We start from the raw sequence: 25,532 nt of genomic DNA, 5'->3' as shown, positions 1-25,532 counted from the left end.
CGGACGCCTCGCGCGTCGGACGGCGCGTGCGGCGCTCAGCATGGCGCGAACTCCTCGTCGAGAATGCGATCAAGCTCGGCGCGCGCCGCGTCGGGGTCAAGCTCGGCGATCCGCGCCCAGCCCGGATGCTGATTGGAGAACCAGGTGAACTGGCGCTTGGCGTAGCGGCGCGTGTCGCGCCGGGCGAGGCGAACGGCCTCGTCGAGATCGGTCTCGCCGCGCAGATGCGCCAGCAGCGGCGGCAGCCCGACGGCCTTCATCGCCGGCAGATCGGGATCCAGGTCTCGACCGGCGATCGCCCGGGCCTCGTCGAGCGCGCCCTCGTCCATCATCGCGTCGAAGCGCGCCTCGATGCGTTCGTAGAGCGCGTCGCGGGGCGGCTGCAGGACGACGCCGCGCCAGGCGTCGGGCGGGATGGGCGGCGCGGTCTCGGCCTGCAGCGCGCTGAGCGGCCGGCCGGCGGCCCGCGCGACCTCGATAAGGCGAATGAGCCGCTGGCGATCGCCGGCCTCGACCGACGCCGCGCCCGTCGGATCGAGGCGCTGGGCCTCGGCGCGCAACGCCTCCGCGTCGCCGGTCTCGGCGAGCTCGCGCACGGCGGCCCGCACGGCGTCAGGAATCTCGGGCGTCGGCACAAGACCTTCGGTCAAGGCCTTGAAATAAAGACCGGTTCCGCCGACGAACACGGCGCGTTTCCCGCGCGCGCGAATGTCGACGAGCGCGGCCAGCGCCATCCGGCTCCAGCGCCCGACCGAGCAGCGTTCGGCCGGATCGATGACGCCGAAGAGGTGATGGGGAACACCCTCCATCTCCGCGTCCGTCGGACGCGCGGTGAGGATGCGCAGGCCCGAATAGACCTGCATGGAATCGGCGTTGACGATCTCGGCGCCGAGGCGGCGTGCGGCGTGGAGCCCGAGCGCGGTCTTGCCCGAAGCGGTCGGCCCGCCGAGGAGGAGGATGTCGGGGCCCGCGCCCATCGCCGGCTCAGGGCCGGACGGTCTGCAGCACGAACTGCCCGTCGCGATTGAGCGTGAACAGGACGGGTTCGCCGCCGGCGCCGGCGGCGTCCTCGGCCACCTCGCGGGCCTCGTCGATCGTCTCGATCCGCGTCCAGGCGATCTCCTCGACGACGTCGCCGGCGCGCACCTTGCCCGCCGCGTCGGAGTCGGGATCGACCTCGACAACCAGCAGCCCCTCGGCGTCGGGATGGACGCGCCATTCCCGGCGCAGCGCGTCGGTGAGCGGGCTCAGCGTCAGGCCGAACAAGGACGACTGCGCGGCCGTCGGCTCGTCGGCGGGGTCTTCCGCGGCCCGCGGCGTCGGCGGTCCGGCGCCCTCCTCGTCGAGGCGCGCGACCTCCACCTCCAGCGTGATCGCCTCGCCGCGGCGCAGGATGTCGACATCGGCGCGCGCGCCCGGCTCAGTCTCGGCGACGATGCGCGGCAGGCGCCGGTCGTCGGGCACCGGCTGGCCTCCAAAGGCGAGGATGAGATCGCCCGGCTCGAGGCCCGCCTCGCCGGCCGGCCCTTCCGGGTCGACGCGGCTCACCACCGCGCCGCGCGGGCTCGACAGGCCGAGCGCGGCGGCCATGTCGGGGGTGACGGGCTGGACGTTCACCCCGATCCAGCCGCGACGCGTCTCGCCGTATTCGAGCAGCTGGTCGATCACCGGCACGGCCACGGCCGAGGGAATGGAGAAGCTGATGCCGACGCTTGTCCCCGTGGGCGAGAAGATCGCCGTGTTCACCCCGATGACCTCGCCGTCCATGTTGAACAGCGGGCCGCCGGAATTGCCGCGATTGATGGCGACATCGGTCTGCAGGTAGTCGTCGTAGCGCCCGCCGATCTCGCGGCCGCGCGCCGAGATCACGCCCGCGGTCAGCGACCCGCCGAACCCGAACGGGTTGCCGATGGCGACGACCCAGTCGCCGACGCGGGCCGCATCGCTGTCGCCGAAGGGCACGGCCGGCAGCGGCGCCTCGGGCTCGACGCGCAGCACGGCCAGGTCGGTCGCGGGATCGCGGCCGACGATCTCGGCGGGCAGGATCCGGCCGTCATGCAGGATCACCTCGATCTCGTCGGCGTTCTCGATGACGTGGTTGTTGGTGATCACCACGCCCTCGGAATCGATGACGAAGCCCGAGCCGAGCGAGTTCTCGATCCGCGGCTCCTCGCCGAGCAGGTCGTTGAAGCGCTCCAGCGGCGAGCCCGGCGGGAAGGTCGGCAGGCCCTCGCGCTCGCTCATGCGCTGCGCCGCGGAGATGTTGACCACCGCCGGCGACAGCTCTTCGGCGAGATCGGCGAAGCCCTCGCGCGGTTGCGCATGCGCGCCGCTCGCGGCGGCGACGAAAAGGAGGACGGCGAATAGCGCGCGCATGAGCGGCTCCGTGCTAGGCGCGGACAGCGTTAACCGCGGTGTATCCGCGCTCAGGCGCGCAAGCAAGACACGCACAGGTGACCGGATTGGGGCGTCACCGGACAATCGCGACGAGCGCCACGCCCAGCGACAGCGCGACGAGCCCGGCGATGCGCAGATCGCCGGGTTCGGACAGGCCGACGCGCGCGGCGAGCCGCTTCATCAGGCCGGGCGCGGCGGCGTAGGCCGCCCCCTCGATCGCCAGGGCGACGCCCAGACCAAGCAGCAGAGTCTGGGCCATCGCCTATTGAGGCTCGTCGCCGCCGCGTTCGGACCGGAAATAGCGGAAGAATTCCGAGTCCGGCGGGATCACGATCGGCACGCCCTCCTGGAGCGCCTCTTCATAAGCGATCATCGAACGGTAGAAGGCGAAGAACTCCGCATCCTGACCGTAGGCCGCCGCATAGATGGCGTTCCGCTGCGCGTCGCCCTCGCCTCGGATGCGCTCGGATTCCGCCCGCGCGTTGGCGAGGAGGACGGTCGCCTCGCGCTCGGCCTGGGCGCGGATCTCGCGAGCCCGCTCCTCGCCTTCGGCGCGGATGAGCGAGGCCTCCTGCTGGCGTTCGGACCGCATGCGCTCGAACACCCGGTCGGCGATCTGCTGGGGCAGGTCGGCGCGCAGGATGCGCACGTCGACAACTTCGGCGCCCAGGTCCTGGCTCGCCACCTGGCTCTCGACCGCGGTCTCGATGCGGTCCATCAGCTCGGAGCGCTGGCCCGAGATGACGTCGTTGGACGGGATCGAGGCGATCACGCCGCGCAGCGCGTCGTCCATGATCGCCCGCAGGCGCTGACGCAGGCCGCGTTCGTCCCGCGCGGTCTGGTAGACGCGGAGCGGATCGACGATGCGGTAGCGCAGGAAGGCGTCGACGACGAGGCGCTCCTGGTCGGCCGCGAGGATCTCGGCGGGCTGCATGTCGAATTCGAGATTGCGCTTGTCGAACAGCGTCACCTCGTCGACGAACGGGTACTTGAAGTGCAGGCCGGGATCGTCGTCGCCGACTTCATTGACCACCGCCACGGGTTCGCCGAACCGGAGCACCAGCGCCTGCTGACGCTCGTTGACGGTGTAGGTCGCCGAAAGCGCGGCGATCACGCCGCCGATGACGACGATCGCAAAAACTACGGTGAGAGCGCGCATCATGGCTGGCCCCCTCCCTGCTGACTGCTTGCGGACTGGCCGCGCCGGAGCTGATCGAGCGGCAGATAGGGCACCGCGCCGGCGTCCTGATCCAGAATGATGAGGTCGGACCGGCCGATTACGCGCTCCATGGTTTCGAGGAACATGCGCCGGCGCGTCACGTCGGGCGCCTGGGCGTACTCCTCATAGATGGAATTGAAGCGGTCGGCCTGGCCTTCGGCGTCGGCGATCACGCGGTCGCGATAACCCCGCGCCTGCTCGAGGATCTGGGCCGCCTCGCCGCGTGCCTCGGGGACGACCCGGTTGGCGAAGGCGGTCGCCTGGAGCACGTTGCGCTCGGCGTCCTGGCGCGCCGCGTCGACGTCGCGGAACGCCTCGATGACGGCGGACGGCGCCGAGGATTCGCGCAGCTGCACCTGCAGGATCTGGATCCCGGCGTCATAGTCGTCCAGCGTCGACTGGATGATCTCTGCGGCGCGCCGGGCCGCTTCGGTCCGCCCGGTCGTGATCAGCGGCTGCAGCTCGGTCGTGCCGACCACCTCGCGCATCGCGCTCTCGGCGACGGCCTTCACCGTGCCCTTCTGGTCGCGCACGTTGAACAGGTAGTCGCGCACGCCGTCGGGATAGCGCAGATCGACGCGCCACTGCACCGTGAAGTCGATGTCGATGATGTTCTCGTCGCGCGTAATCATCAGGCTTTCGCCTTCGGTGGCGCCGACCTCGACCTCGTTGGTGGTCGTCACCTCCGGCAGCAGAACCGTCTCGACGGGATAGGGCAGCTTGAACTGCAGGCCCGAGGGCGTGGTCCGCGCATATTCGCCGAAGCGCAGCACGACGCCGGCCTGGCTCGGCCCGACGACGTACCAGGCCGACCCCGGCCAGGCGAGCCAGACGAAGACCGCCCCGGCGAGGATCACGCCGAGGCCGATGCCGCCGCCCTTTCCGCCCTTGCCGCCGCGGCCGCCGCCGAACAGGCGACGCAGCCGGTTCTGCAGCTGGGCGACCAGCTCGTCGAGATCGGGCGGCTCGCCGCCGCCCCCGCCGCGATTGGGGCCGCGGCCCCACGGGTTGTCGCCGTTCTTGCGCCCGCCGCCGCCGGAGCCCCACGGGCCTCCGCCGCCAGAGTTGTCGTTCCAGGGCATGGGCTCTCCAAATCCTGACGTCCGCGCGACGCGGTCGCGTCGCGGTGTCCGTATTTGGACGGATCAGGCGCTTGGTTCAAGTGAAACCGGGCGTTTCGCCGCGGTCGATCATCCGCCGAAGACGGCCTCGCGCAGCATATTGAGCGCCACGACGACCAGGCCGATCGCGAATGCCTGGCGTAGCCGGGCCGGGTTGAGGGAATGGGCGAGATGGGCGCCCACGGGCGCCAGGCCGACCGCCGCGGCGGCGAGCACGACGAATCCCGCCGCGTTGACATAGCCCACCGAGAACGGCGCGCGCATGGGTTCGCCCATGCCTGCGACCATGAAGCCGATCGCGCCGGGCAGCCCGATGGCCACCCCGAAGCCGGCCGCCGTGGCCACGGCGGTGTGGATGGAGCGCCCGCACACCGTCATCAGCGTGACGCCGAACACGCCCCCGCCGATGCCCATCAGGCTCGACAGGATCCCGATGAAGGCGCCGAGAACGCCGCGCAGTGGCAGGCCCGGCAGATCATCGGCGAGCTTCCAGTCCGGCCGGCCGAAGAAGAACTGCGCCGACAGCAGCAGCGCCACCGCGCCGAACAGGCCGGTGAGCGCCCGGCCCGGCGCGAGATCGGCGATCGCCGAGCCGGCGAGCGCGCCGACGACGATCCAGGGCGTCCAGGTCCTGAGCACATGAAAATCGACCGCGCCGCGTTTCGCGTGCGCGGCCACGGAGCGCAGCGACGTCGCCACGATCACCGCCAGCGACGTGCCCACCGCGGCGTGCATGGCGTGACCGTCATAGCCCAGCGCGTTGAACGTGTAGTAGAGCGCGGGCACCATCACCACGCCGCCGCCGATCCCGAACAGGCCGGCGATCAGCCCGGCGAACGCGCCGACGGCGATGAGCCCGGCGAGAAACGGGAGATAGCTCTCCATCAGGCCGCGGCGGCGCGGTCGGGCGCGACGGCGGAGAGCGCGGCCTCGACGACCTCCCAGCCGGCGCCGGGCCGGTTGGCCTCGGCGGAGAGAACCTGGCGCCATTTGCGCGCGCCGGGGCGCCCCGCGAACAGGCCGAGCATGTGGCGGGTGATCGCGTGCAGCTTCACGCCTTCGGCGAGGCGCGCCTCGACATAGGGGCGATACGCCTCGACCACGGCGACCGGATCGGCGACCGGATCGGCCTCGCCGAAGACGCGGCTGTCGACCTGCGAAAGCGCCCACGGCGTCTGGTAGGCCGCCCGGCCGAGCATCACCCCGTCGAGCCCGCCGGCCTCGGCCAGCGCCTGGTCGAGGCTCGACAGGCCGCCATTGAGGATGATCTCCAGATCGGGCCGCGCGGCCTTCAGCCGGCGGACGAGATCGTAATCGAGCGGCGGGACGTCGCGATTCTCCTTCGGGCTCAGACCCTTGAGCCAGGCTTTTCGCGCATGGACGACGAAGGTTCGCACGCCGCTCGAAGACACCGTCTCGACGAACTCGAACAGCGCGGTTTCCGGGTCCTGGTCGTCCACCCCGATGCGGGATTTGACCGTCACGGGAACCGAGACCGCCTCGCGCATCGCCGCCAGGCAATCGCGCACCAGCGCGGGCTCGCGCATCAGGCAGGCGCCGAAACGGCCCGACTGCACGCGGTCGGACGGGCAGCCAACATTGAGATTGATCTCGGCGTAGCCGAACCCCTCGGCGATCTTCGACGCCTCGGCCAACGTCACCGGGTCCGCCCCGCCGAGCTGGATGGCGACGGGCTGCTCGGCCGGGTCGAAGCCGATGAGCCGGTCGACGTCGCCGTGGATGACCGCCTGGTCGACGGCCATCTCGGTGTAGAGCAGCGCGCGGCGCGTGAGCACGCGATGGAAGGCCCGGCAGTGCCGGTCCGTCCAGTCCATCATCGGCGCCACCGAGAAGCAGCGGTCGAGCGTGTCGCGGGCCTCGGTCATGGGGCGAGGATGTAGGCCGTCGCGAAGCTGGGCGCAAACGCGCCGGCTCCGCGACGGCCTCGACGGGACAGGCTATTCGCCGTCGATCCGCTCGGCGCGCATCTCGCGGCCGGACTGGTGAAGGACGAAAGCCGGGACCTCGCCCGCCTCGACGACGAAGACGATGCGCGCATCGACGCCCTGCAGCCGGAACTCGGTCTCGCCGACGGCCTCCATCCCGACCTCGGGCTGGCCGGTGAGCTGCGTGGTGAGCCCGCCGTCCTCGCCGAGCGAGACGGTCGCGACCGCCTGGCCCAGCGCATACTCGCCGACATAGCGCGCGAGCGTGGCCTCGGGCAGCTCGATGACCGCGGGCTCGTCGGGAAGCGGACCCGTGTACACCGCGCGCTCGACCGCCTCGGCGCCGTTCTGGTGCATCTTCATGACGTGGGCGCCGTCGTCGGCGCGCTCCATCTCGAACCAGGTGAGGCTGTCGGGTCCGTAGAAGAAGCGGTCGTCGCCGGCGGCGAAGACCGCGCTCTCCGAGGCGCCCGAGCGCAGCGTGTAGAGCTGGCCGTCGCGGGCGTAGAAGCGGCGCGTCGCGTCGCCGCCCTCGATCGCGTAGACGCCGAACAGCGGCTCGATCCCGGCGAGGTCGATATCGGCCTCGACGAAGTCGGGATAGGGATCGCCCAGCGCCATCGCGGCCAGCCGGCGCATGGCGACGCCGGAAGGCGTGGCCGGGGCGTCGGAATTCGCGAGCACGGCGACGAACAGATCTTCCTCGGGCAGATAGACGCTGTCCGAGTTGAAGCCGAAGATGCCGCCCGCATGACCGATCGCCTCGCGGCCGCGAAGATCGGACGGCGCGACGCCGAAGCCGTAGGGCACGGTCGAGCCGTCCGGCAGCTCGGTGGGCGCGATCATCTCGGCGTAGAGCGCGTCGGAGACGACCTCGCCATTGTGAAGCGCATGCGCCCAGTCGGCGAGATCGCCGACCGTTCCGATCAGCGCGCCGGCGGCGTGCGGCGTGCTCATGTGGATCCGGGCGGCCGGCGCCGGGCCGTCCTCGCCCTGCGTGTACCCCTCGGCCATCGCGGCGACCTCGTCCTCGCCGACGCCGTAACGGATCGTCTCCAGCCCGAGCGGCTCGCCGATGCGCTCGCGCACGGCGGCGTGCCAGGGCTGGCCGGTGACCGCCTCGATCACAGCGCCGACGAGCACGTAGCCCGAATTGTTGTAGGCCCAGGCCTCGCCCGGCTCGGAGGGCGCGGGAAGATCGGCGAACACCGCGATCAGCTCCTCGGTGGTGTAGGCCTGGTCGGTGTTCTCCTCGACCATCCAGCCGGGAATGGCCGTGTAGGACTGAACCCCGGAGGTGTGGTTGAGCAGCTGGCGCACCGTCGCGCTCGCGCCCGGCTCGGGATAGTCCGGCAGGAAGTCCGAGACGCGGTCGTCCAGCGACAGCCGGCCCTCCTCGACCAGCTGCAGGATCACCGCGGCGGAGAACTGCTTGGTGATCGAGCCGAGGCGGAAGACCGTGTCAGGCGTGATCGGTTCGCCCGTCTCCAGGTCGGCGAGCCCCCGCCCCTCGGCGAACACGGTCTCCCCGTCGCGCGCGACGATGACGGCCGCGCCCGGACCGTCGGCCGGCCAGGCGGACTCGACATAGGCCTCGGCCCGGGCCGTCCAGTCGTCGGCCGGCGCCTCCGCCTGCGCCCACCCGGGGGCGCTGGCCAGCGATGCGGCCGCGGCGAGAATCCAGGTCTTCATCTACAGAGCTCCATTGGCTTGCTGATCAATCGTTTCAAGGAAGGATGCGGGCGACCGGACCGCTGGATGCGAAAAAGGATCCGGTCGGTGAAATCGATGTCTTAACCACGCTTCTTTACGCGCCCCTAAGCCGGCCGCGCGAGGATGCCCGTCCCGAAGCCGGGAGTATCGCGCGTCATGGCCAAAGCCCAGTTTCACAAGCACCAGCGCGTCTACGTCCATCCCGTCGGCACGTGGGCGGCGATCGAACACGTCAAGCCGCAATGGGTCCGCGGCGTCGAGGAGCCGGTGAAAATCTTCTACGATTGCGGGCTCGGGCGCGACTTCGCCGCCGACGAGCTCGCCGCCGAGCATGTCGAGGACGGCGACGCCGGCCGCTGGCGGCTTATGCGCGCGAAGAACAAGTGGCAGACGCCCGAGGAATGCGGCCACCACCCCTATCCCGGCACCTTCCCGGTCGTCGTCACCGACGATCACGACTGGGGCGGCTGGCGGGTGCCGGCGGCGGAATACGATCGCGACCCGGCGCGGATCGAGGCCCAGGCCCGGCTGGTGACCAACGCGCCGCGCCTGCTCGGCCTCGGCGAACGCGTCGCCAAGCTGGTCGCGGAGAACCCCGACGCCGCGCCGGACATGATCGAGATCGCCCGCGAGTTCGACAAGGTGTCGCGCGCCGTGCGGACCCGCCCCGAGGCCCCCGATAACGCGCGATCCGGGGAGCGCGCCGAAGCCGCTCCCGATCCGGAGCCGCGCGAGGAGACCTTCGACGCGCCCCCGCCGCCCGCGAGCGGTTAACGCCGCGCTAACAGCCCGGCGCTAGTCTGGCGCCCGGTTGCAACAGGCAGGGGCGCCCCGATGTCGGGTGATCTCGGTCGGCTGAGCGTGCTTCTCGTCGACGACAATCCGCACATGATGCACCTCGTGCGCACGATGCTGCGCGGGTTCGGGATCACGCAGACCACGGAGTGCCGCGATCCGGCCGAAGCGCTCGAGATCGCCCGGCTCGAGCCGGTCGACGTGATCATCATCGACTACCAGATGGACATGATCGACGGCGTCGAGTTCACGCGCCTGGTGCGCACCGGCCGCGACAGCCGCAATCCCTACGTGCCGATCGTCATGCTCTCGGCCTATACCGAGCGCTCCCGGATCTTCGCCGCGCGCGACGCCGGCGTCACCGAGTTCTGCGCCAAGCCGGTCAACGCCGAGCAGCTCTGGCTGAAGCTGGCCGCGGTCATCAATCACCCCCGCCCCTTCGTGCGGACGAAGCGCTATTTCGGCCCCGACCGCCGTCGCCGCGACCCTGCGGAATATGACGGCGAGGAGCGTCGCAGCGACGAGGACGACGCGGCGAACGCCGCTGCGGAGTAGACGCGGCGCCGCGGCGCACACTACTTTGACGCCCATGATTCGCAGCCGCCATGCGTCCGGCTCCCGGGACACCGACGAGCCGGAATCGCCGGCTCGGGAGGAGGCTCCCCGCCGACGCGGCGTGACGGCGCGGCGGGTGCTCATGGTCGTCGTCGCGTTTTCCGTGATTTACGGCTGCGTCCTCATCTTCAAGCTCCACCAGGAATGGACCGAGACCGTCCAGGACGCCGAGGCCTCGCAGGCCCGCACCGCGGCCTTCGTCGCCGAGCGCGTTTCCGGACGGCTCTCGGAGGTGCGCGGCGCGCTCGGCGTGGCCGTCGCCCAGATCGAACGCGCCGCGTCCGAAGACATGGCCGCGGCGGCGTCGGTCCGCCTCGACGCCTTGCGCCTGAGCGGCGTGATCGAGGGCGCCGCGCTGCTGCCGCCCGACGACGCCATCCTCAGCGCCGGCTCGCTCGCCGTCGATCCGCGCGAGGCCGCCGACGCGGCGCTTTCGGCGCCCGGCGGCGCGGCGGCGCTCGCCGGCGACCCGAGCCGGATCGTGCTCGCCGCGCCCGTGCGGCTGGCCGACGACCGGGTCGGCGCGCTGATCGCGATCATCGATCCCCAGGCGCTGCTGCCGCGCTGGGGCGAGGATCATGTCGTCGTGCTGGCCGACCAGGCCGGCCGGACGCTGGCGCTGCAACCGCCCGCCCCGGTGCGCGGCGCGCCGCTGGCCGCCGAGCGCTTCGGCCTCGACGCCGAACGCGTCGCCGAAATGGCCGAGCGCGGCGGCGCCTTGTCCGGCGCGCGCTTCGGCGGAGAGCCGCGCATCCTCGGCGCGGCGGCGTTGCCGCAGACGGGACTTCAGACCTACAGCCTCGGCCCGGCCGCGATCGACCAGGCGCGCTGGCGGCGCACCCTGGCCTTCCACGGCCTGCTCTTCCTGGCGCCCTTCTTCACCGCGGTCGCCCTGTTCTGGATGCTGAGAAACCAGATCACAGAGCTCAATACGACGCAGGCGCGGCTGCGCGAGTCCGACCGCCGCTTCCGGCTGGCCACCGAAGGCGCCCGCTGCGGCGTCTGGGACTGGGACGTCGAGGAGGACGACGTCTATGTCACCGAGTCGTTCGCGCGCATGCTCGGCCGCCCGCATGACGAGCTGCTGAAGGGGCCCGAGTTCCTCGCGCTGCTGCGCCAGGACGACCGGCCCCGCCTGCGCGCGGCGCTGCGCGCGGCGGCGCGCGGCGAGGAGATCGATCTCGAGGTCCGCGGCGCCAGCCTGCCGGTCTGGCTGCATATGCGCGGGCGTCCGCTGGCCCGCGGCGAGAGCGCGGCCGGCGGCCGGCTCATCGGCGTGGCCATCGACGTCACCGAGAACAAGGGCGCGCAAGCCCGGGTAGCTGCAGCGGAATCCCGTCTGCGCGCCGCGCTGGAATCGATGTCGGAGAGCTTTGTGCTCTGGGACTCGCGGCGGCGCCTCGTGCTGTGGAATCGCAAGTTCCGCGAGTTCTTCAAGCTCGGCGAGGACGCGTTGCGCTCGGGCCTGCCCTATCAGCAGGTCGAGCTGGCCGCGAGCGAGGCGATCAAGCAGGTCCACGACCGCGCCGAGGGCGAGGACGCCTACGAGCTGGAACTCGCCGACGGCCGCTGGCTGCACTATTCGGAACGCACGACCAATGACGGCGGCCTGGTCAGCGTCGGCGCCGACATCACCGCGCTCAAGCGCCAGGAGAAGGCGCTCAAGGAGAACGACCGGGCTATGCGCCAGACGGTCGAGTCCCTGAAACGCTCCCAGGAGCGCATCGAGGAGCTGGCCAAGTCCTACGAGCAGGAAAAGATCCGCGCCGAGGAGGCCAACCGCTCGAAGTCGGAATTCCTGGCCAATATGAGCCACGAGCTCCGCACGCCGCTCAACGCGATCAACGGCTTCTCCGAGATCATGGCCAAGGAGATGTTCGGCCCGCTCGGCCACGAGCGCTATGTCGACTACGTCAACGACATCCTCAGCTCCGGCCAGCACCTGCTCTCGCTGATCAACGACATTCTCGACATGTCGAAGATCGAGGCGGGCAAGATGGTTCTCCAGCCCGAGGCGATCAGCCCCGGCGATCTGATGGACCAGTGCGCGCGGATCATGCGCGCGCGCGCCGAGGAGAAGGACATCACGCTTCAGGTCGAGGGCGAGGACCTGCCCGAGATCGAGGCCGATCCGCGCGCCATCAAGCAGATCATCCTCAACCTCATGTCCAACGCCGTGAAGTTCACCCCCGAGGGCGGGCGCGTCATCGTGCGCGGCTACGACGCCGTCGACGGCGTGGTGATGCAGGTCGCCGACACCGGCATCGGCATCGCCGAAGAGGACCTGCCGCGGCTGGGCCGGCCGTTCGAGCAGATCGAGAGCCAGCACTCGAAGAGCCACCAGGGCTCGGGCCTCGGCCTGGCGCTGTCGAAATCGCTGGTGGAGATGCACGGCGGCACGCTGCGCATCGACTCCGTGCTCGGCAAGGGCACGACGATCTCCTTCACCCTTCCCGTAAAGCCGCCGCGCGACATCTCGCGCCCGCGCGCCGACGAGAGCGCGGACGAGCCCGCCGAGCCCGCGCCGGATCTCGAGCAGGCGCTCGAGGATCTCGAGAACGAGGGCGCGCCGGAGGCGGCCGCCGATTCCCGGCTGGAGGTCGCTGACCCGGAGGATCTCGAGGCCGATCCGGCGCCGGAGGCGGAGGGCGGCCCGGCGGAGGACGACGCGGAGGACACCTCCGAGGCCGGACCGGCGCCGACCGCGTCGGAGCCTGAGAGCGGCGCGGACGCCGACGACCGCGTGACGCTCGACCGCATCGAGGCCGCGCTGTTCGGCGAAGCGAACGCCGGCGCGACGTTCGGCGACGGCGACGAGGCCGAGAGCTGGCGGCCCGAGACCCGCGAGGCGTCGGGGAAGACGCGATCCGGCCGCCGCAGCGCGGGCGGCGGCGACGACGCCGCCTAGAACCTGTCCGGCGACCCGTGATGGCCATGATGGTGGAAGGGCGGCCGGCCGCCATAGGCTTCCGACAGCACCCGAGCGCGCATGTCGGGCGCAAGCCCGGCGACAACCTCCAGGACGACGCTCTCGCCGTGGCGCTCGACGCGGCCGCGCGCCTCGCGCGCCGCTTCCAGCGCGGCGGTGGCGGCATCGGGATCGAAAGGCTCGGCCGTCATCGCCCGGCGGGCCGCCATGCGCGCCTCGACCGCCTCGCGGATCAGCGGGCGCATCTCGTCGAAACCGCGATGCATCGCGCGGCGGGCCTCCGGCCGGGCGTCTTCGGGCAACGCCGTCATGAAGGCGTGCATGTTGAATCGCGCAGGCCCGGCCCGCCCGGCGAAGTCCGCGGCGACGGGCGGCGGCGCCAGAGCGCGCTGAACGAGCACCCCGCCGAGAACGCCGTTGACGAGCGCCGAGGCGACGAGCGCCGCGATCAGGATATTGGTCCGGGTCACAGCGCGTCCTCCTCTTCGATCCAGCCGTCGTCCTCCTCGAGCGCGCCGAAGGCGACGGCGTAGGCCGCCGCGGGCTCGGCGTCCGGCCCTGTCGTCGCCGACGCCAGCCAGCCCCCGGAAAGACCGAGGATCAGCGCAGCGGCCGCTGCGGCGGCGATGCGGCGCGGAGGCGGCGCGGCGGAGGCGGCGATGATGCGCTCGCCCACGCGGCGATGCGCGCCGGCGTCCGGCGCATCCGCGGCCGCGTCCAGCGCGACGTCGAGCGCCGCGGCCGCGTCGAGCACGGGCCCGGCGACGTCCGGCTCGGCGGCGGCGAACGCCTCCGCCGCGGCGCGCTCGTCGGCGGGCCAGCGGCGCGGATCGGCGCCGTAGGCGGCGACGATCCCGGCAAAGCGGTCCTCGGTCATCATTCTGCGTCTCCCCGGCCGGCTTCGAGATCGGCGATGAGCCCGCCGGCCTCGCCGGCGAGCGCGGCCTTCAGCCCGCGACGGGCGCGGGCGAGCAGCGATTCAAGGGCGTCCACGCTGACCTCCATGATCTCGGCGGCCTCGATGTTCGACCGCTCCTGGAAATGACACAGCTCGAGGGCCAGGCGCTGACGCTCGGGCAAGGCGGCGATCGCCGCGCGCACGCGCGCCGCGCCGTCCATCGCCGCCAGCCGGGCATCCGCCGGCGCCGCCCCGTCGGCGCGATCGGGAACGGAGTCCGTGGCGATCTCCCGACGCCGGCGCAGACGGTCGCGGCAGTGATTGATCGCGATGCGCCCGATCCAGCTGCGCAGGCGGCCCCGGGATCCATCGAACCTGTGAGCGTTGCGCCAGACCCGTTCGAACGTCTCCTGGGCGGCGTCCTCGGCCTCGGCGGAGTCGCCGAGCACGCGGCGCGAGAGGCCGAGCACCATCGGCAGGGTCTCGTCGACGATCCGGCGCACCGCCTCCGGCTCGCCGCGCGCGATCGCGCGAGCAAGCGCCGACTCGTCGGCGAGCGGGTCCGTCCCGCCGGGGGCCTCGGGCTTTGCGCCCCGGATCAGCCTCAAGGCGGGACGGATCGTGCGCTCTCCGCGGTTCGAGGATCAGTCGCGCCACCAGAACAGGCGGCTGCCGCGGCGCTCTTGATGGGCCTCGACGGCCGCATCGAGTTCCGCCGGCGTGACCGCATCGTCGCCATCGGCGTCGAGCTCGTCGAACATCCCCATATGGCGGGCGAGGAACTCGTCGCGCGACAGGCGGCCGTCCTCGTCATCGTCCATGCCGAACATGTGCCAGCCCGGACCGCCGTCGTCGTCGTCGTCCGCGCCCGTCATCATGTGGCCGCCCCTCATGTGGCCGCCCATCATGCCTCGCCCGGCGAACACGCCGTCGCCCTCCGAGGCGATCGCATGCATGCGGCGCATCATCGGCGAGGCGTCCTCGATCGTGAGATAGCCGTCGCCATTGCGGTCGCGATAGTCGAATTCCTGCGTATGGAGATCCGCAAGCTCGGCGCGGGTGACGGTGTTGTCGTCGTCCGCGTCGGCGGCCTGGAGCATCATCAGGCCGTGCATGCCATGCATGCCGGAGCCTCCGTGACGCCCGCCGTGATGACGACCGCCCGTCATCATGCCGCCGTGAGGCATCTGCTTGGCGCCGGGCTCGGATGCGGCCGCGGCCGAAACGCCGGGCGCGGCCGTCGCGAGCGCGACGGTCGCCGCCGTCAGTGCGAGAATGGTTTTCATGTCGTCCTCCTGGGGATGGTGGGTGTCGGCCCTCCACTCCTCATACGCAACGCACGCCGGTCACCCGTCGCTCCCGAAGCCCGGATCGCCGACATTTTTCACGAACAGCGCCCTCACCCGCGCAGCGTGATCGTCGAGCTTGGCTGCGAGCGCTTCGAGGGATTCGCATTCCGCGGCGGCGGAGAGGCGTTGCGCGAACGGGTCCGAGGCGGTGTCGGGATCGAAGCCGGAGCCGTGGGCGACGCGGACGAGCTGGGTCACCGCGGCGTAGTCCTCGAGCGCGGCGCGCAGGGCCTCGACATCGGCGGCCTCGAGCGCGCCGGCGTCGGCCAGGCGCACGAGCGCGACGTCGGTCTCGGGCGAGAAGCGCCTGCGGGCGACGAGCTGGGCGGTCTGGGCGATGAACTCGATGTCGGTCATCCCGCCTTCGCGCAGCTTGAGGTCCCAGGCGCCGCCGGCGGGTTTTTGCTTCAACAGGCGCGCGCGCATGTCGGTCGCGTCGGCGCGGAGTCTGTCGGCGTCGGCCGCCCCGGCGATGGCGGCCTCGATCTCGGCGGCGAGCCGCTCGGAGAGGTCCTCGTGGGCGACGATGCGCGCGCGCGTCATCGCCATGCGCTCCCAGGTCCAGGCCTCCTCGGCGTAGTAGTCGCGGAAGCGCGCGAGCCGGACCGCGATGGGCCCCGACGAGCCCGACGGCCTCAGCGCCATGTCGACGGGATAGAGTTCGCCCTCCTCCGTCGGCGCCGACAGGGCCGAGACCAGGCGCTGGGTGAACTTGGTGAACCAGGTCTCCGCACCGACGGGCTTGTCGCCGCCGGAGGCCTCCGCCGTCGGCTCGTAGACGACCATCAGGTCGAGATCGGCGTCGGCCGCCAGCTCTCGCCCGCCGAACTTGCCCAGCCCGATGACGGCCCAGCGGCCGGGCGGCGCGCCGTGCCGGCGGGCGGTCTCGGCCTCGGCGGCGCGCGCCATGGCGCGCACCGCCGCGTCGGCGAGCTCGGCGTGGGCGCGGCCCGCCTCGGTGGCGGTCGCGCGGCCGCGAACGAGCTGGGCGCCGATGCGCAGCTTGTGCTCGCGGGCGACCCGGCGCGCAGCGTTGAGCCGGGCCTCGAAGTCGGGCCGGCGCGTCTCCTCGCGCTCGAAGGCGGCCTCGGCGAAGCCGGGAACGTCCTCGCGCACCGGCCGGGCGAAGTCGGGCTCGAGCATGATGTCGAGCAGGGCGGGACGCTGCGACAGCACCTCGGCGAGCCGCGGCGCCAGGGCCAGCAGCGCGATCAGCTCGTCGGCGAGTTCCGGCTCGGCGGCCAGAAGCGCCAGCGGCTGGACGCCGAAGGGCAGGCCCTCGATGAAGGCGGCGAAGCGCGCGAAGGTCGCATCCGCGTCGCCGGTCGCGCCGATCTGCTCGACCAGACGCGGCGCGAGCCGCGAGAACAGGGCGCGCGCGCGTTCGGCCCTGAACGCGCGGACGCGTCCGGCCGCCCAGCCCGACAGGCGCTCCCAGACCCGCTCGGGCTCGGAAAAGCCCAGCGCCGACAAGGTCTCCAGCGTGTCCGGCGTCGGTTCGACGCCGGTCAGCACGAGGCTGCCCACCGACGTCGCCAGGCTCTCGTCGGCTTCGAACTGCTCGGAGAAGACGGCGTGCACGCGCGTGAAGAGATCCGCCATGCGCGCGTCGAAACGCGCGAGATCGGCCTCCCCGCAAAGCGCGGCGACGGCGGCGCGCGGCGCGTCGTCGAGCGGCAGGGTCTGGGTCTGCTCGTCCTGGAGCATCTGGATGCGGTGCTCCACGGCGCGCAGCTCGCGATAGGCCGGTATCAGCGCGTCGACCTCCTCGGCCGGCGCGATCCCGGCGGCCTTGAGCACGGTGAGCGCGCCGACCGTGTCGCGCACGCGCAGCTCGGGCCTGCGCCCGGCGAAGACGAGCTGCATGACCTGGGCGTAGAACTCGATCTCGCGGATGCCGCCGCGGCCGAGCTTGAGATCGTGGCCGGCCGCGCGGATTCGCGCGCGCCGGCCCACGGCCTGGATCTGGCGGGCGAGCGCGTGGATGTCGGCGACGGCCTCGTAGTCGAGCGCGCGGCGCCAGATGAAGGGCTCGAGCTCCTTGAGGAATCCCGCCGCCGCCCGGCGATCCCCCGCGCAGGGCCGCGCCTTGGCGTAGGCCGCCCGCTCCCAGTTCTGGCCGAGCGCCTCGAAATAACGCCGCGCGGCGTTGGCCGAGACCGCAGGCGGAGTGGAGGCCGGATCGGGCCGCAGCCTGAGATCGACGCGGAAGACATAGCCCTCGGCGGTCGGCTCCTCGATCAGCCGCGCGACGCGCTGGGCCAGGCGCGAAAACGCCTTGCGGGGCTCCTTGCCCTCGGGCGCGGCCGCGGTCTCGGGCTCCCAGACCATGACGAGATCGATGTCGCTGGAGAAATTGAGCGTGCGCGCGCCCATCTTGCCCAGCGCCAGCACGAAGAAGCCGGGGACCGGGTCGTCGGCGTCGGCGACGTCGAAACCGGCCTGGCGCGCCGCGGCGGCCAGCGCGCCCTCGACGGCGGCGTCGGCGAAGTCGCTGAGCGCGCGCGTCGTCTGGGCGAGGTCCCAGGCGCCGGCGAGATCGGCGAGCGCGACCGTCAGGTGAAGATCGGCCTTGGCGCGCCGGAGCGCGGCCATCGCCTCGGCCTCGTCGTTGATTTCGCCCGCCGCCCGCGCCGCCGCGCAGGCCTCGGCGGCGATCGCTTCCGGGCTGTCGCTCGCCAGCCGGGCGAAGGTCTCCGCCCGCCGCGCCGCGAGCCGGCCGAGATAGGGCGAGGCGGCGAGGACCGCGTCGATGAAGCCCGACGCCTCCGCCCACGGTTTCAGCGCGTCTTCGCCGACGCGTTCGCGCGCGCGCTCCAGCCGCGCGGGATCGCAAACGGGCGGTTCGGTCGTGATGCGCGCGGGGATGGCGGCGGTCATGGCCGCAAGCTGGACCGGGGCGCGGGAAGGAGCAAGGCGGGCCGGGCGCTTTCAACTCGCGCGCCTGGATCGCCGAAGCTCCGCCCCCTCCCCTCATCTCACTTCTCCCCTCAAGGAGGGGAGAAGGGACGTTGATGCGGTGCTTCTTCTTCAACGTCGGCGCCGGGCGCCGCGTCCGGCCGATCGCTCGATCTCCGCGCCGCGCGCCGATTCCTCTCCCCCTTCAAGGGGGAGAGGCGAAGGTGAGGGGGTGGTGGCGCGCACGCTCAAAGCGCGGCAGGATCGCGTTCAACGATTATGGGGAGGTTCGAACAATGGGCGCCACCCAAGGCTTGGCGTTTGTTCTTTTGCGAACAACGGCGCTTTTCTTCGGTATCGGCTGGCTCGCAATGGCCATTGAGCGCGTGCTGGGTCTGCTCCTCCGCGGTGAAGCATCGCCCTTTTTCCTTTCCCTACTGGTCCAGGGCCTGTTGATGATCAGCGTGTGCGCGATCTTCTGGGTGCTCGCGGGCCCGATATCCGCGAGGGTCTCTGCACCCGCCAAGGCCGCCGACGCCAAAATTTCAGTATCCGGCGACGACCTATTTCGTGTGGGCGTAGCCCTGCTCGGAATCTACTTCATTAGCCAAGGCCTCGCCGGGTCTATTCACATCCTCGCGGGCGCGTGGATCATACATTCCAGAGAAAGCCACATTACTTCCATTAGTTACGACTACCGAACGACGGAAGCTGTCGTCCGGCTTGTCTTCGGAATCGCCCTTCTATTCGCGCTCACCAGAATTGATCGCCTGATGAAATCGTTGCGTCGCTACGGCCTGTCGAAACTCGACGAACCTTCCGATTCCGACCGAACCGCCTAAGCAATTAGCCCCCTTCCCTCATCTCACTTCTCCCCTCAAGGAGGGGAGAAGGCACGTCAGGGTCGAGCGCTTTTCTGAATGGTCGCGCCAGGCTCCGATTCCTCTCCCCTGTCAGGGGGAGAGGCGAAGGTGAGGGGGTGGTGGCGCGCACGCTCAAAGCGCGGCAGGATCGCCCAGGGCGATAAGAGGGGCCGCGCGATGGGCGCGTTTCAGGGACTGGCCTACGCAATCCTCAGAGTCGTGGCGCTGGTTCAGGGGCTGAACGCGGCCGTGCACACGTTCAATGGCGTGTTGATCGCCATCGCAGAGTCTGTCGGCCCCAGCCCCGCGCCGGCGTGGGCGGGCGCTCCACCCGCCTGGTTCTCATATCTAGCCTATAGCGTGCCGCTGCTCGTGATGAGCCTGCTGGTATGGCGATACGCCAAGCCATTGTCAGCGCGGGTCGTTGGCGACGCCGAACAATCCGACAGCGCGATAAGCGTATCAGGCGACCAGGTCGCGATGATCGCGTTTGCGGCGCTCGGTCTGTATTTCCTCCTCCTCGGTCTGCCGAGCGTGCTCGCGGACATCGCCACCTGGATATATATGAGCCAGCAGCCCGGCGACGACCCGACCCGCACTATCGTTCTCGGCGAGGGCGATAAGTATGTCCGGGTCGTGATCGGCTTCCTCCTGCTGTTCGGCGCGATCCGGCTCAAGCCCCTGCTCAAGGCGCTGCGCGAGGCCGGAATCTCGAAAATTGAGGACGCTCCGGCGGAAAAGTCCGATCCGCCAAACTGACCTGATGATCTGGCGCGTCGCCGCCCCCGCCGCCCCCTCCCCTCATCTCACTTCTCCCCTCAAGGAGGGGAGAAGGGACGTTGAGGTCGCGTCCTATTCTTCAACGTCGACGCCGGGCGCCACGTCCGGCCGATTGTTCGACCTCCGCGCCGCGCGCCGATTCCTCTCCCCCTTCCAGGGGGAGAGGCGAAGGTGAGGGGGTCGGTTGCGATCGGAGACAGGACCTGATTTCGCGCTCTGATTGCGCTGCGCTAACCTTGGCCCATGTCGCGGCGACCGATCGCGCAGGCCCGGCGCCTCCGCCGCCGAATGACCGAGGCCGAGACACGGCTCTGGCTTCAGCTGCGCGCGCGGCCGAAGGGCTTCAAGTTTCGCCGCCAGCATCCCGTCTGCGGCTATTTCGCCGACTTCGCCTGCGTCGCCGAGCGGCTGATCGTCGAACTCGACGGCGGCCAGCACCAGCTGGCGCCGGAACGCGACGCCCGACGCACCGCGCGCCTCAACGCCGCCGGCTGGTGCGTCGTCCGCTTCTGGAACAATGACGTGCTGGAGAACATGGACGGCGTGATGGAGACGCTCCTCGCCGAGCTGCCGCCCCATCGCTGAATGGGGGCGCCCCCTCCCCTCATCTCACTTCTCCCCTCAAAGAGGGGAGAAGGGACGTTGATGCGGCGCTTCTTCTTCAACGTCGACGCCAAGCGCCAGGCCATACAGATTGCCCGACCGCCGCGCCGCGCGCCGATTCCTCTCCCCCTTCAAGGGGGAGAGGCCAGGTGAGGGGGTGGTCGGCGATGATCCGCCCCATCGCTGAATGGGGCCGCCCCCTCCCCTCATCTCACTTCTCCCCTCAAGGAGGGGAGAAGGGACGTTGAGGTCGCGACTTGTTCTTCAACGTGGGCGCCAAGCACCAAGCCATGCAGATTCCTCGATCTCCGCGCCGCGCGTCGATTCCTCTCCCCCTTCAAGGGGGAGAGGCGAAGGTGAGGGGGTGGTCGGCGGCGGACGCCTACCTCGCCTCCGGAAACACCAGCGCGACGCGCAGGCCCGGGCCGCTCCCGTCGACTTCGCCGGGTCCGTCGTCGAGCGAGAGCCGCGCGCCGTGGACCTCGGCGATGGCGTGGACGAGCGACAGGCCGAGCCCGACGCCGGGCTGGGAGCGGCTCTTCTCAAGCCGGACGAAGCGCTCGAGCACGCGCTCGCGCTCGCCGGCCGGCACGCCGGGCCCGGTGTCGGTGACCGAGATCTCGACCTCGCCCGACGCGCAGCGCCGCGCGCGCAGAGCCACCGCGCCGTCCTCGGGCGTGTACTTCACCGCATTGTCGACGAGGTTGGAGACGGCCTGGGCGATCAGCTCGCGGTCGCCGAGGAGCGACAGCCCCGCCTCGGCCTCGAAGCTGAAATCGAGCCCGGCGTCCTCGCACACCGGCTCGTAGAGCTCGGCGATGTCGGCCAGCACGGCGGCGGGATCGAGCGTCTCGAAGGCGCGGCGGCGTTCGCCGGTCTGCAGCCGCGACAGCGACAGCACCGCGTTGAAGGTCTTCATCAGCTCGTCGATGTCGGAGATCGCCTGGCCCAGCGCGGCCTCGCGCTCGGCGAGATCGCCGGCCTCGGCGAGCGCGGCCTCGAGCCGGCCGCGCATGCGCGTCAGCGGCAGGCGCAGATCGTGGGCGATGGAGTCGCCCGCATTGCGCATGCGGTGCATCAGGTGCTCCACCCGGTCCATCATCTCGTTGAAGTTCGCCGCCAGATGGTCGAGCTCGTCGCCGGAATGCGTGCGCGGCGCGCGCGTCTGCAGCTGGCCGGCGCGGACCTTGCGGGCCGCGGCGTTGATCATCTCGAGACGCCGGGCGAAGCGCCGGCTGACCACCGCGCCCGACACGATCCCCAGCGCCAGCGCGACGCCGGAGGCGATCAGCACCGCGTTGAGGATGTTGGCGATGAAGCGCGACTCCTCCTCGACGTCGAGGCCGACGAAGATGCGGTAGCCCTCGCCCAGCGGCGCGATGCGTCCCCGCGCGTCGCGCCCGGCTTCCGGCGTCTCGGCGTCGTCGACGGGGGCGCGGTCGTACTCGAAGCGCACCCGGCCTTCGGCGTCGGCCGGCGCGGCGGGCAGGTCGGAGATATTGCCCGAGATGCGCCGGTCGTCCGGGCCGATCAGGAGATAGAGGAACTCGCCGCCGGCGACCGAGCGGCGCACGATATAGCGGTTGGCCGCGCCGATCCCGTCCTCTGTGACGCGCTTCTCGACGGCGGCGATCTCCTCGGCGATCGCCGCGTCGGCCCGACGCACCGCCGCGCCGGCGGTGGCGGCGTAGACGAGCGCCAGGATGACGAAGCTCGACAGCGCGAACAGGCCGGCCGACAGCAGGGTCAGCCGGAAGGCCGTCGTCCGCGCGAAGGCGGGGATCCGCCAGAAACGAGCCGTCACGTGAAAACCCGTCCGGAGCGGGCGCAGCTTAAGACGCCTGCAGACGGTAGCCCGCCCCGCGCACGGTGTGGAGCATCGAGGTCTCGAAGGGCTTGTCGATCTTCGAGCGCAGCCGCGAGATGTGGACGTCGATCACATTGGTCTGCGGGTCGAAGTGATAGTCCCAGACCTTCTCCAGCAGCATGGTGCGGGTCACCACCTGGCCGGAGTGGCGCATCAGGAACTCCAGCAGGCGGAACTCCCTTGGCTGCAGCGGGATGTCGGTTCCCCCGCGGGTGACGGTGCGGGCGAGCAGGTCCATCTCGAGTTCGCCGACCGACAGCCGCGTGCGCACCGTGTCCGGGTCGCGCCGGCGCGCCAGCACTTCGACGCGGGCCATCAGTTCCGACGGCGCGTACGGCTTGACGAGGTAGTCGTCGCCGCCGGAGCGCAGGCCGGCGACGCGGTCGTCGACCTCGCCCAGCGCCGAGAGGATCAGCGCCGGCGTCTTGTCGCCGGCGCCGCGCAGCTCCTCGATGACCGACAGCCCGTCGCGCTCGGGGAGCATGCGGTCGACGACGAGGACGTCGTAGCCGCCCTCGCGGGCGAGCGCGAGTCCGTCCTCGCCGTCGTGGGCGCAGTCGGCGACATGGCCGGCCTCGCGCATCATCTTGGAGATGTTCCGGGCGACGTCCTTGTCGTCCTCGATCACCAGAAGCCGCATGGGTCCTGTCCTCCCGGACTGCGGGCGGGGCTCAGTCGTCCCCGCTCTCTTCCTCGAACTGGAGCGCGACGTAGCGCACCCCGCCCTGGCTCGCGACGAGCACCAGGAGCGCATTGCGTCCGCGTTCGCGGGCCTCGTCGGCGGCGGCGCGGAACTCCTCGACGGTGCTGACGTCGCGGCCGCCGGCCTCGAGGAGAAGGTCTCCCGGACGGATGCCCTTCTCGGCGGCCTGGGAATCATTGCCCACGCCGGTGACGATCAGGCCGCGATCGCCTTCGACGTCGAACTGCTCGCGCTCGGACTCGTCGGCCGAACGCAGCGACATGCCGAACAGGGCCGCGTCGCCCTCGGCGGCGTCGGGACCGTTGGCGAGTTCCTCCTGCGAGGGTCGCTCGGCGAGACGCACGCGCACGGTCTGCTCCTCGCCGTCGCGCAGGATGCGCAGGCGAACCCGCTCGCCCGGCGCAAAGGCGCCGATGCGCTGGGTGAGATCGCGGTCGTCGGTCACCGGTTCGCCGTCGACCTCGAGCACGACGTCGCCGCGCTGCAGCCCGGCCTCGGCGGCCGGCGTATCGGTGATGACCTCGCGCAGCAGCACGCCCTGCTGGTCGCGCGGCAGGCCCAGGCTGTCGCGGAGATCCGCCGTCAGCGGCTGCGGGGCGACGCCGAGATAGCCGCGCACGACCGAGCCGCGCTCGATCAACTGCTCGACGATCTCGGCGGCGAGGTTGGAGGGGATCGCGAAGCCGATGCCGACATTGCCGCCCGACGGCGAGATGATGGCGCTGTTCACGCCCACGACATTGCCGTTGAGATCGAAAGCCGGACCGCCGGAATTGCCGCGATTGATCGGCGCGTCGATCTGCAGGAAGTCGGTGTAGGCCTGCGCCGGACCGGCCGAGCGGCCCATCGCGGAGATGATGCCCGCCGTCGCGGTGCTCTCCAGGCCGAACGGGCTGCCCACCGCGACGACCCAGTCGCCGACGCGCAGCTCCGGATCGGGATCGAGCGTGACGAAGGGATAGGCCTCGTCGCGATCCTCGGCGCGCAGCAGCGCGAGGTCGGTCGCCGGGTCGGCGCCGACCAGCTCGGCGGAAATCTCGTCGCCGTCGGCGAGGGTGATGGTGATCTCGTCGGCGTCCTCGACGACGTGATTATTGGTCACGATCAGCCCGTCGGCGGAAATGAAGAAGCCCGAACCGCCGGTGCGGCGCTCGCGCGGCTGGTCGGGCATGCCCCCGAAACGCTCGAAGAACTCGCGGAATTGCGGCGGGATTTGCGAGAGATCGGGCAGATCGCCCTGGTCGATCTCGCCCTCGGCGACGATCGAGACGACGGCGGGGCTGACGTCCTCGATGAGATCGGCGAAGGACATCGGCGCCCCGCCCGGCGCGGCGTAGGGCGTCTGGGTCTCCTGCACGGCGACGCCGGACGCGATCGGCGTCACGACGAGCGCGCCGGCCATAACGCTGACCGCGGCGGCGGAGATCAGTTTCAATCGTGTCATGTAGGGTCGATCCTGTCGCGTGGGTTCGGGTCTGTGGTGTCAGTCCTCTGAGGACGTAATGGACGTCCGCGGGTCTACAATATATTACCGAAACATTACGGATCGGTAATATTGCAGTCAGATTCAGGCGCGCCGGCTGGTCTCGATCGTCGAGCTGCGCTCGAGCGTGCGGTGGACCGGGCACTTGTTCGCGATCTCGACGAGCTTGTCGCCCACCTCGGCGTCGACGTCCGCCTCGGTGTAGATCTCGCGATGGAAGATGTCGGTCTTCGCCCCGGCCGGCCCGTCGCTGTCGCGTTCGTGCGTGACGCGCGTGCCGATGCGCCCGACCTCGAGCCCCTTGCGGTCGGCGTACATGCGCAGCGTCATCGTCGTGCACGCCGCCAGAGCCGAGCACAGCAGCTGGTAGGGATGCGGGCCGCCGTCGAGGCCGCCGACCTTTTCGGGCTCGTCGACGACGAAGCGGTGCTCGCCGGTGACCGCCCATGAATGGAACTTGCCCGCGCCGGTCTCCTGGACGGTCGCGCAGCGCTCGCCGTCCGTCTCCACCGCCGCGTCCATCCAGTCCGGCCGGCCGACATAGCGTTCGGCCCAGGCGGCGATCACGTCGGCGGCGTGCCGTGAGCAGGCCTCCTCGGAGATCAGGTGATCGGCGTGGTCGAGACTGAGAAAGCTCTTGGGATGCTTGGCCGCGACGAAGAGCCGGGTCGCGTTCTCGATCCCGACGGTCTCGTCCACCGGCGAATGGGCGACCAGCAGCGCGGCGTCCATGCCGGCGACGATGTCGTCGAGCGCATGACCCTCGATATCGTCGAGGAACTGCTTGCGGATCCGGAAGGGCCGGCCGCCGAGCTCGACCTCGGCTTCGCCCTCGGCCTCGATCTCGTCGACCTTGTGGAGGAAGTGCTTGCGCACGTGATCGGCGTCGGCGGGCGCGGCGAGCGTGGCGACAGCCTTCACCTCGGGGATCTCGCGCTCGGCGGCGATCACCGCCGCGCCGCCCAGGGAATGCCCGATCAGCAGCTTCGGCGCTTCGTGATTTTCTCTCAGGAAATCAGCCGCTTTGACCAGGTCCTGCACGTTGGAGGTGAAATTCGTGTTGGCGAAGTCGCCCTCCGACTGTCCGAGCCCGGTGAAGTCGAAGCGCAGCACCGCGTAGCCCGCCTCGGCCAGGCGCCGCGCGATCCGCTGGGCGGCGTGGAAATCCTTCGAGCACGAGAAGCAGTGGGCAAACAGCGCGTACGCCTTCGCCGGTCCGTTCGGACGCTCCAGCCGCGCGGCGAGCGTCTCGCCGTGCGATCCCGTGAACTCCACCTTCTGCGAACGCGCCATCAGCCCGCCTCCATTCTGCGATCCGGTCGGGAGATCGGCCGGCGCCCGCTCACGTGCAAG

The 25,532-nt window shown here is 70.9% G+C and carries 23 protein-coding genes; 6 read left to right on the top strand and 17 right to left on the bottom strand.

The window, feature by feature from the left end:
• Positions 1 to 35: 35 nt before the first annotated feature.
• The 8 genes from miaA to DDZ18_RS10110 form a co-directional block, all read right to left on the bottom strand.
• A complete protein-coding gene (gene miaA / locus DDZ18_RS10145) occupies positions 36 to 977 on the bottom strand; it encodes a tRNA (adenosine(37)-N6)-dimethylallyltransferase MiaA (protein WP_109253276.1) in 942 nt (313 codons plus the stop codon).
• A gap of 7 nt (positions 978 to 984) precedes the next feature.
• Positions 985 to 2,376, bottom strand: coding sequence for a Do family serine endopeptidase (locus DDZ18_RS10140; RefSeq protein ID WP_109253275.1), 1,392 nt, complete (start codon positions 2,374 to 2,376; stop codon positions 985 to 987).
• A gap of 94 nt (positions 2,377 to 2,470) precedes the next feature.
• Entirely contained in the window at positions 2,471 to 2,656 is a 186-nt protein-coding gene (locus DDZ18_RS10135) for a DUF2065 family protein (RefSeq protein ID WP_109253274.1), read from the bottom strand.
• A gap of 3 nt (positions 2,657 to 2,659) precedes the next feature.
• Positions 2,660 to 3,559, bottom strand: coding sequence for a protease modulator HflC (gene hflC, locus DDZ18_RS10130; protein WP_233245802.1), 900 nt, complete (start codon positions 3,557 to 3,559; stop codon positions 2,660 to 2,662).
• Positions 3,556 to 4,698 (bottom strand): FtsH protease activity modulator HflK, encoded by a 1,143-nt coding sequence (hflK, locus tag DDZ18_RS10125; RefSeq protein WP_109253273.1) that lies wholly within the window; start codon positions 4,696 to 4,698, stop codon positions 3,556 to 3,558. Before hflK ends, hflC begins: the two co-directional genes overlap by 4 nt.
• A gap of 108 nt (positions 4,699 to 4,806) precedes the next feature.
• Positions 4,807 to 5,622, bottom strand: a complete 816-nt coding sequence (locus DDZ18_RS10120) for a sulfite exporter TauE/SafE family protein (protein WP_109253272.1) — start codon at positions 5,620 to 5,622, stop codon at positions 4,807 to 4,809.
• Positions 5,622 to 6,623, bottom strand: coding sequence for a tRNA dihydrouridine(20/20a) synthase DusA (dusA, locus tag DDZ18_RS10115; RefSeq protein WP_109253271.1), 1,002 nt, complete (start codon positions 6,621 to 6,623; stop codon positions 5,622 to 5,624). Before dusA ends, DDZ18_RS10120 begins: the two co-directional genes overlap by 1 nt.
• 72 nt (positions 6,624 to 6,695) lie before the next feature.
• Entirely contained in the window at positions 6,696 to 8,375 is a 1,680-nt protein-coding gene (locus DDZ18_RS10110) for a serine hydrolase (protein WP_109253270.1), read from the bottom strand.
• A gap of 177 nt (positions 8,376 to 8,552) precedes the next feature.
• On the opposite strand from DDZ18_RS10110, the gene DDZ18_RS10105 reads away from it, so the two are divergent.
• From DDZ18_RS10105 to DDZ18_RS10095, 3 genes are all read left to right on the top strand, one after another.
• Positions 8,553 to 9,170 carry a hypothetical protein gene (locus DDZ18_RS10105; protein ID WP_233245801.1) on the top strand — a complete coding sequence of 206 codons (618 nt, stop codon included), beginning with the start codon at positions 8,553 to 8,555 and terminating at the stop codon, positions 9,168 to 9,170.
• 60 nt (positions 9,171 to 9,230) lie between these two features.
• The gene (locus DDZ18_RS10100; RefSeq protein WP_109253269.1) at positions 9,231 to 9,746 is read left to right on the top strand and encodes a response regulator; all 516 of its coding nucleotides are present in this window, start codon (positions 9,231 to 9,233) and stop codon (positions 9,744 to 9,746) included.
• Between the two features lie 121 nt (positions 9,747 to 9,867).
• Entirely contained in the window at positions 9,868 to 12,714 is a 2,847-nt protein-coding gene (locus DDZ18_RS10095; protein WP_233245800.1) for a sensor histidine kinase, read from the top strand.
• On the opposite strand, the gene DDZ18_RS10090 is transcribed toward DDZ18_RS10095, so the two are convergent.
• Genes DDZ18_RS10090 through DDZ18_RS10075 form a run of 5 tightly spaced genes read right to left on the bottom strand, consistent with a single transcriptional unit; the run spans position 12,711 to position 17,862 of the window.
• Positions 12,711 to 13,205, bottom strand: coding sequence for a periplasmic heavy metal sensor (locus DDZ18_RS10090; RefSeq protein WP_158272127.1), 495 nt, complete (start codon positions 13,203 to 13,205; stop codon positions 12,711 to 12,713). The genes DDZ18_RS10095 and DDZ18_RS10090 overlap by 4 nt on opposite strands.
• A complete protein-coding gene (locus DDZ18_RS13775) occupies positions 13,202 to 13,615 on the bottom strand; it encodes a hypothetical protein (RefSeq protein ID WP_146190657.1) in 414 nt (137 codons plus the stop codon). Before DDZ18_RS13775 ends, DDZ18_RS10090 begins: the two co-directional genes overlap by 4 nt.
• On the bottom strand, positions 13,612 to 14,241 hold the full coding sequence (locus tag DDZ18_RS10085) for an RNA polymerase sigma factor (protein WP_233245799.1): 630 nt from the start codon (positions 14,239 to 14,241) through the stop codon (positions 13,612 to 13,614). Before DDZ18_RS10085 ends, DDZ18_RS13775 begins: the two co-directional genes overlap by 4 nt.
• 36 nt (positions 14,242 to 14,277) lie before the next feature.
• Positions 14,278 to 14,919 carry an EF-hand domain-containing protein gene (locus DDZ18_RS10080; RefSeq protein WP_109253266.1) on the bottom strand — a complete coding sequence of 214 codons (642 nt, stop codon included), beginning with the start codon at positions 14,917 to 14,919 and terminating at the stop codon, positions 14,278 to 14,280.
• Between the two features lie 60 nt (positions 14,920 to 14,979).
• Positions 14,980 to 17,862 carry a bifunctional [glutamine synthetase] adenylyltransferase/[glutamine synthetase]-adenylyl-L-tyrosine phosphorylase gene (locus DDZ18_RS10075; protein WP_109253265.1) on the bottom strand — a complete coding sequence of 961 codons (2,883 nt, stop codon included), beginning with the start codon at positions 17,860 to 17,862 and terminating at the stop codon, positions 14,980 to 14,982.
• A gap of 314 nt (positions 17,863 to 18,176) precedes the next feature.
• Here DDZ18_RS10075 and DDZ18_RS10070 point away from each other — a divergent pair, with 314 nt between their 5' ends.
• From DDZ18_RS10070 to DDZ18_RS10060, 3 genes are all read left to right on the top strand, one after another.
• On the top strand, positions 18,177 to 18,722 hold the full coding sequence (locus tag DDZ18_RS10070) for a hypothetical protein (protein ID WP_109253264.1): 546 nt from the start codon (positions 18,177 to 18,179) through the stop codon (positions 18,720 to 18,722).
• 198 nt (positions 18,723 to 18,920) lie between these two features.
• Positions 18,921 to 19,502, top strand: a complete 582-nt coding sequence (locus tag DDZ18_RS10065) for a hypothetical protein (protein WP_109253263.1) — start codon at positions 18,921 to 18,923, stop codon at positions 19,500 to 19,502.
• Positions 19,503 to 19,766: 264 nt separating this feature from the next.
• A complete protein-coding gene (locus tag DDZ18_RS10060) occupies positions 19,767 to 20,108 on the top strand; it encodes an endonuclease domain-containing protein (RefSeq protein WP_109253262.1) in 342 nt (113 codons plus the stop codon).
• A 400-nt stretch (positions 20,109 to 20,508) separates the two neighbouring features.
• On the opposite strand, the gene DDZ18_RS10055 is transcribed toward DDZ18_RS10060, so the two are convergent.
• The 4 genes from DDZ18_RS10055 to DDZ18_RS10040 form a co-directional block, all read right to left on the bottom strand.
• On the bottom strand, positions 20,509 to 21,930 hold the full coding sequence (locus tag DDZ18_RS10055) for a sensor histidine kinase (RefSeq protein ID WP_233245797.1): 1,422 nt from the start codon (positions 21,928 to 21,930) through the stop codon (positions 20,509 to 20,511).
• 28 nt (positions 21,931 to 21,958) lie between these two features.
• Complete coding sequence (locus DDZ18_RS10050) at positions 21,959 to 22,633, bottom strand: response regulator transcription factor (protein ID WP_109253261.1); 675 nt, start codon at positions 22,631 to 22,633, stop codon at positions 21,959 to 21,961.
• A 31-nt stretch (positions 22,634 to 22,664) separates the two neighbouring features.
• Positions 22,665 to 24,140, bottom strand: coding sequence for a Do family serine endopeptidase (locus tag DDZ18_RS10045; RefSeq protein WP_109253260.1), 1,476 nt, complete (start codon positions 24,138 to 24,140; stop codon positions 22,665 to 22,667).
• A gap of 123 nt (positions 24,141 to 24,263) precedes the next feature.
• The gene (locus DDZ18_RS10040; RefSeq protein WP_109253259.1) at positions 24,264 to 25,472 is read right to left on the bottom strand and encodes a bifunctional alpha/beta hydrolase/OsmC family protein; all 1,209 of its coding nucleotides are present in this window, start codon (positions 25,470 to 25,472) and stop codon (positions 24,264 to 24,266) included.
• Positions 25,473 to 25,532: the final 60 nt, after the last annotated feature.

Source organism: Marinicauda salina (assembly GCF_003122085.1).
GTDB classification, from domain to species: Bacteria; Pseudomonadota; Alphaproteobacteria; order Caulobacterales; family Maricaulaceae; genus Maricicauda_A; species Maricicauda_A salina.
The sequence above is the reverse complement of the archived record's forward strand: the minus strand, read 5'-3'. Positions and strand labels throughout refer to the sequence as shown.

Coding starts and splice junctions, on each gene's coding strand:
- DDZ18_RS10080 (WP_109253266.1), bottom strand. CDS start 14,919: ATGAAAACCATTCTCGCACTGACGGCGGCGACCGTCGCGCTCGCGACG.
- DDZ18_RS10110 (WP_109253270.1), bottom strand. CDS start 8,375: ATGAAGACCTGGATTCTCGCCGCGGCCGCATCGCTGGCCAGCGCCCCC.
- DDZ18_RS10140 (WP_109253275.1), bottom strand. CDS start 2,376: ATGCGCGCGCTATTCGCCGTCCTCCTTTTCGTCGCCGCCGCGAGCGGC.
- DDZ18_RS10120 (WP_109253272.1), bottom strand. CDS start 5,622: ATGGAGAGCTATCTCCCGTTTCTCGCCGGGCTCATCGCCGTCGGCGCG.
- DDZ18_RS10075 (WP_109253265.1), bottom strand. CDS start 17,862: ATGACCGCCGCCATCCCCGCGCGCATCACGACCGAACCGCCCGTTTGC.
- DDZ18_RS10105 (WP_233245801.1), top strand. CDS start 8,553: ATGGCCAAAGCCCAGTTTCACAAGCACCAGCGCGTCTACGTCCATCCC.
- hflC (WP_233245802.1), bottom strand. CDS start 3,559: ATGATGCGCGCTCTCACCGTAGTTTTTGCGATCGTCGTCATCGGCGGC.
- miaA (WP_109253276.1), bottom strand. CDS start 977: ATGGGCGCGGGCCCCGACATCCTCCTCCTCGGCGGGCCGACCGCTTCG.
- DDZ18_RS10050 (WP_109253261.1), bottom strand. CDS start 22,633: ATGCGGCTTCTGGTGATCGAGGACGACAAGGACGTCGCCCGGAACATC.
- DDZ18_RS10100 (WP_109253269.1), top strand. CDS start 9,231: ATGTCGGGTGATCTCGGTCGGCTGAGCGTGCTTCTCGTCGACGACAAT.
- hflK (WP_109253273.1), bottom strand. CDS start 4,698: ATGCCCTGGAACGACAACTCTGGCGGCGGAGGCCCGTGGGGCTCCGGC.
- DDZ18_RS13775 (WP_146190657.1), bottom strand. CDS start 13,615: ATGATGACCGAGGACCGCTTTGCCGGGATCGTCGCCGCCTACGGCGCC.
- DDZ18_RS10060 (WP_109253262.1), top strand. CDS start 19,767: ATGTCGCGGCGACCGATCGCGCAGGCCCGGCGCCTCCGCCGCCGAATG.
- DDZ18_RS10040 (WP_109253259.1), bottom strand. CDS start 25,472: ATGGCGCGTTCGCAGAAGGTGGAGTTCACGGGATCGCACGGCGAGACG.
- DDZ18_RS10045 (WP_109253260.1), bottom strand. CDS start 24,140: ATGACACGATTGAAACTGATCTCCGCCGCCGCGGTCAGCGTTATGGCC.
- DDZ18_RS10065 (WP_109253263.1), top strand. CDS start 18,921: ATGGGCGCGTTTCAGGGACTGGCCTACGCAATCCTCAGAGTCGTGGCG.
- dusA (WP_109253271.1), bottom strand. CDS start 6,623: ATGACCGAGGCCCGCGACACGCTCGACCGCTGCTTCTCGGTGGCGCCG.
- DDZ18_RS10070 (WP_109253264.1), top strand. CDS start 18,177: ATGGGCGCCACCCAAGGCTTGGCGTTTGTTCTTTTGCGAACAACGGCG.
- DDZ18_RS10135 (WP_109253274.1), bottom strand. CDS start 2,656: ATGGCCCAGACTCTGCTGCTTGGTCTGGGCGTCGCCCTGGCGATCGAG.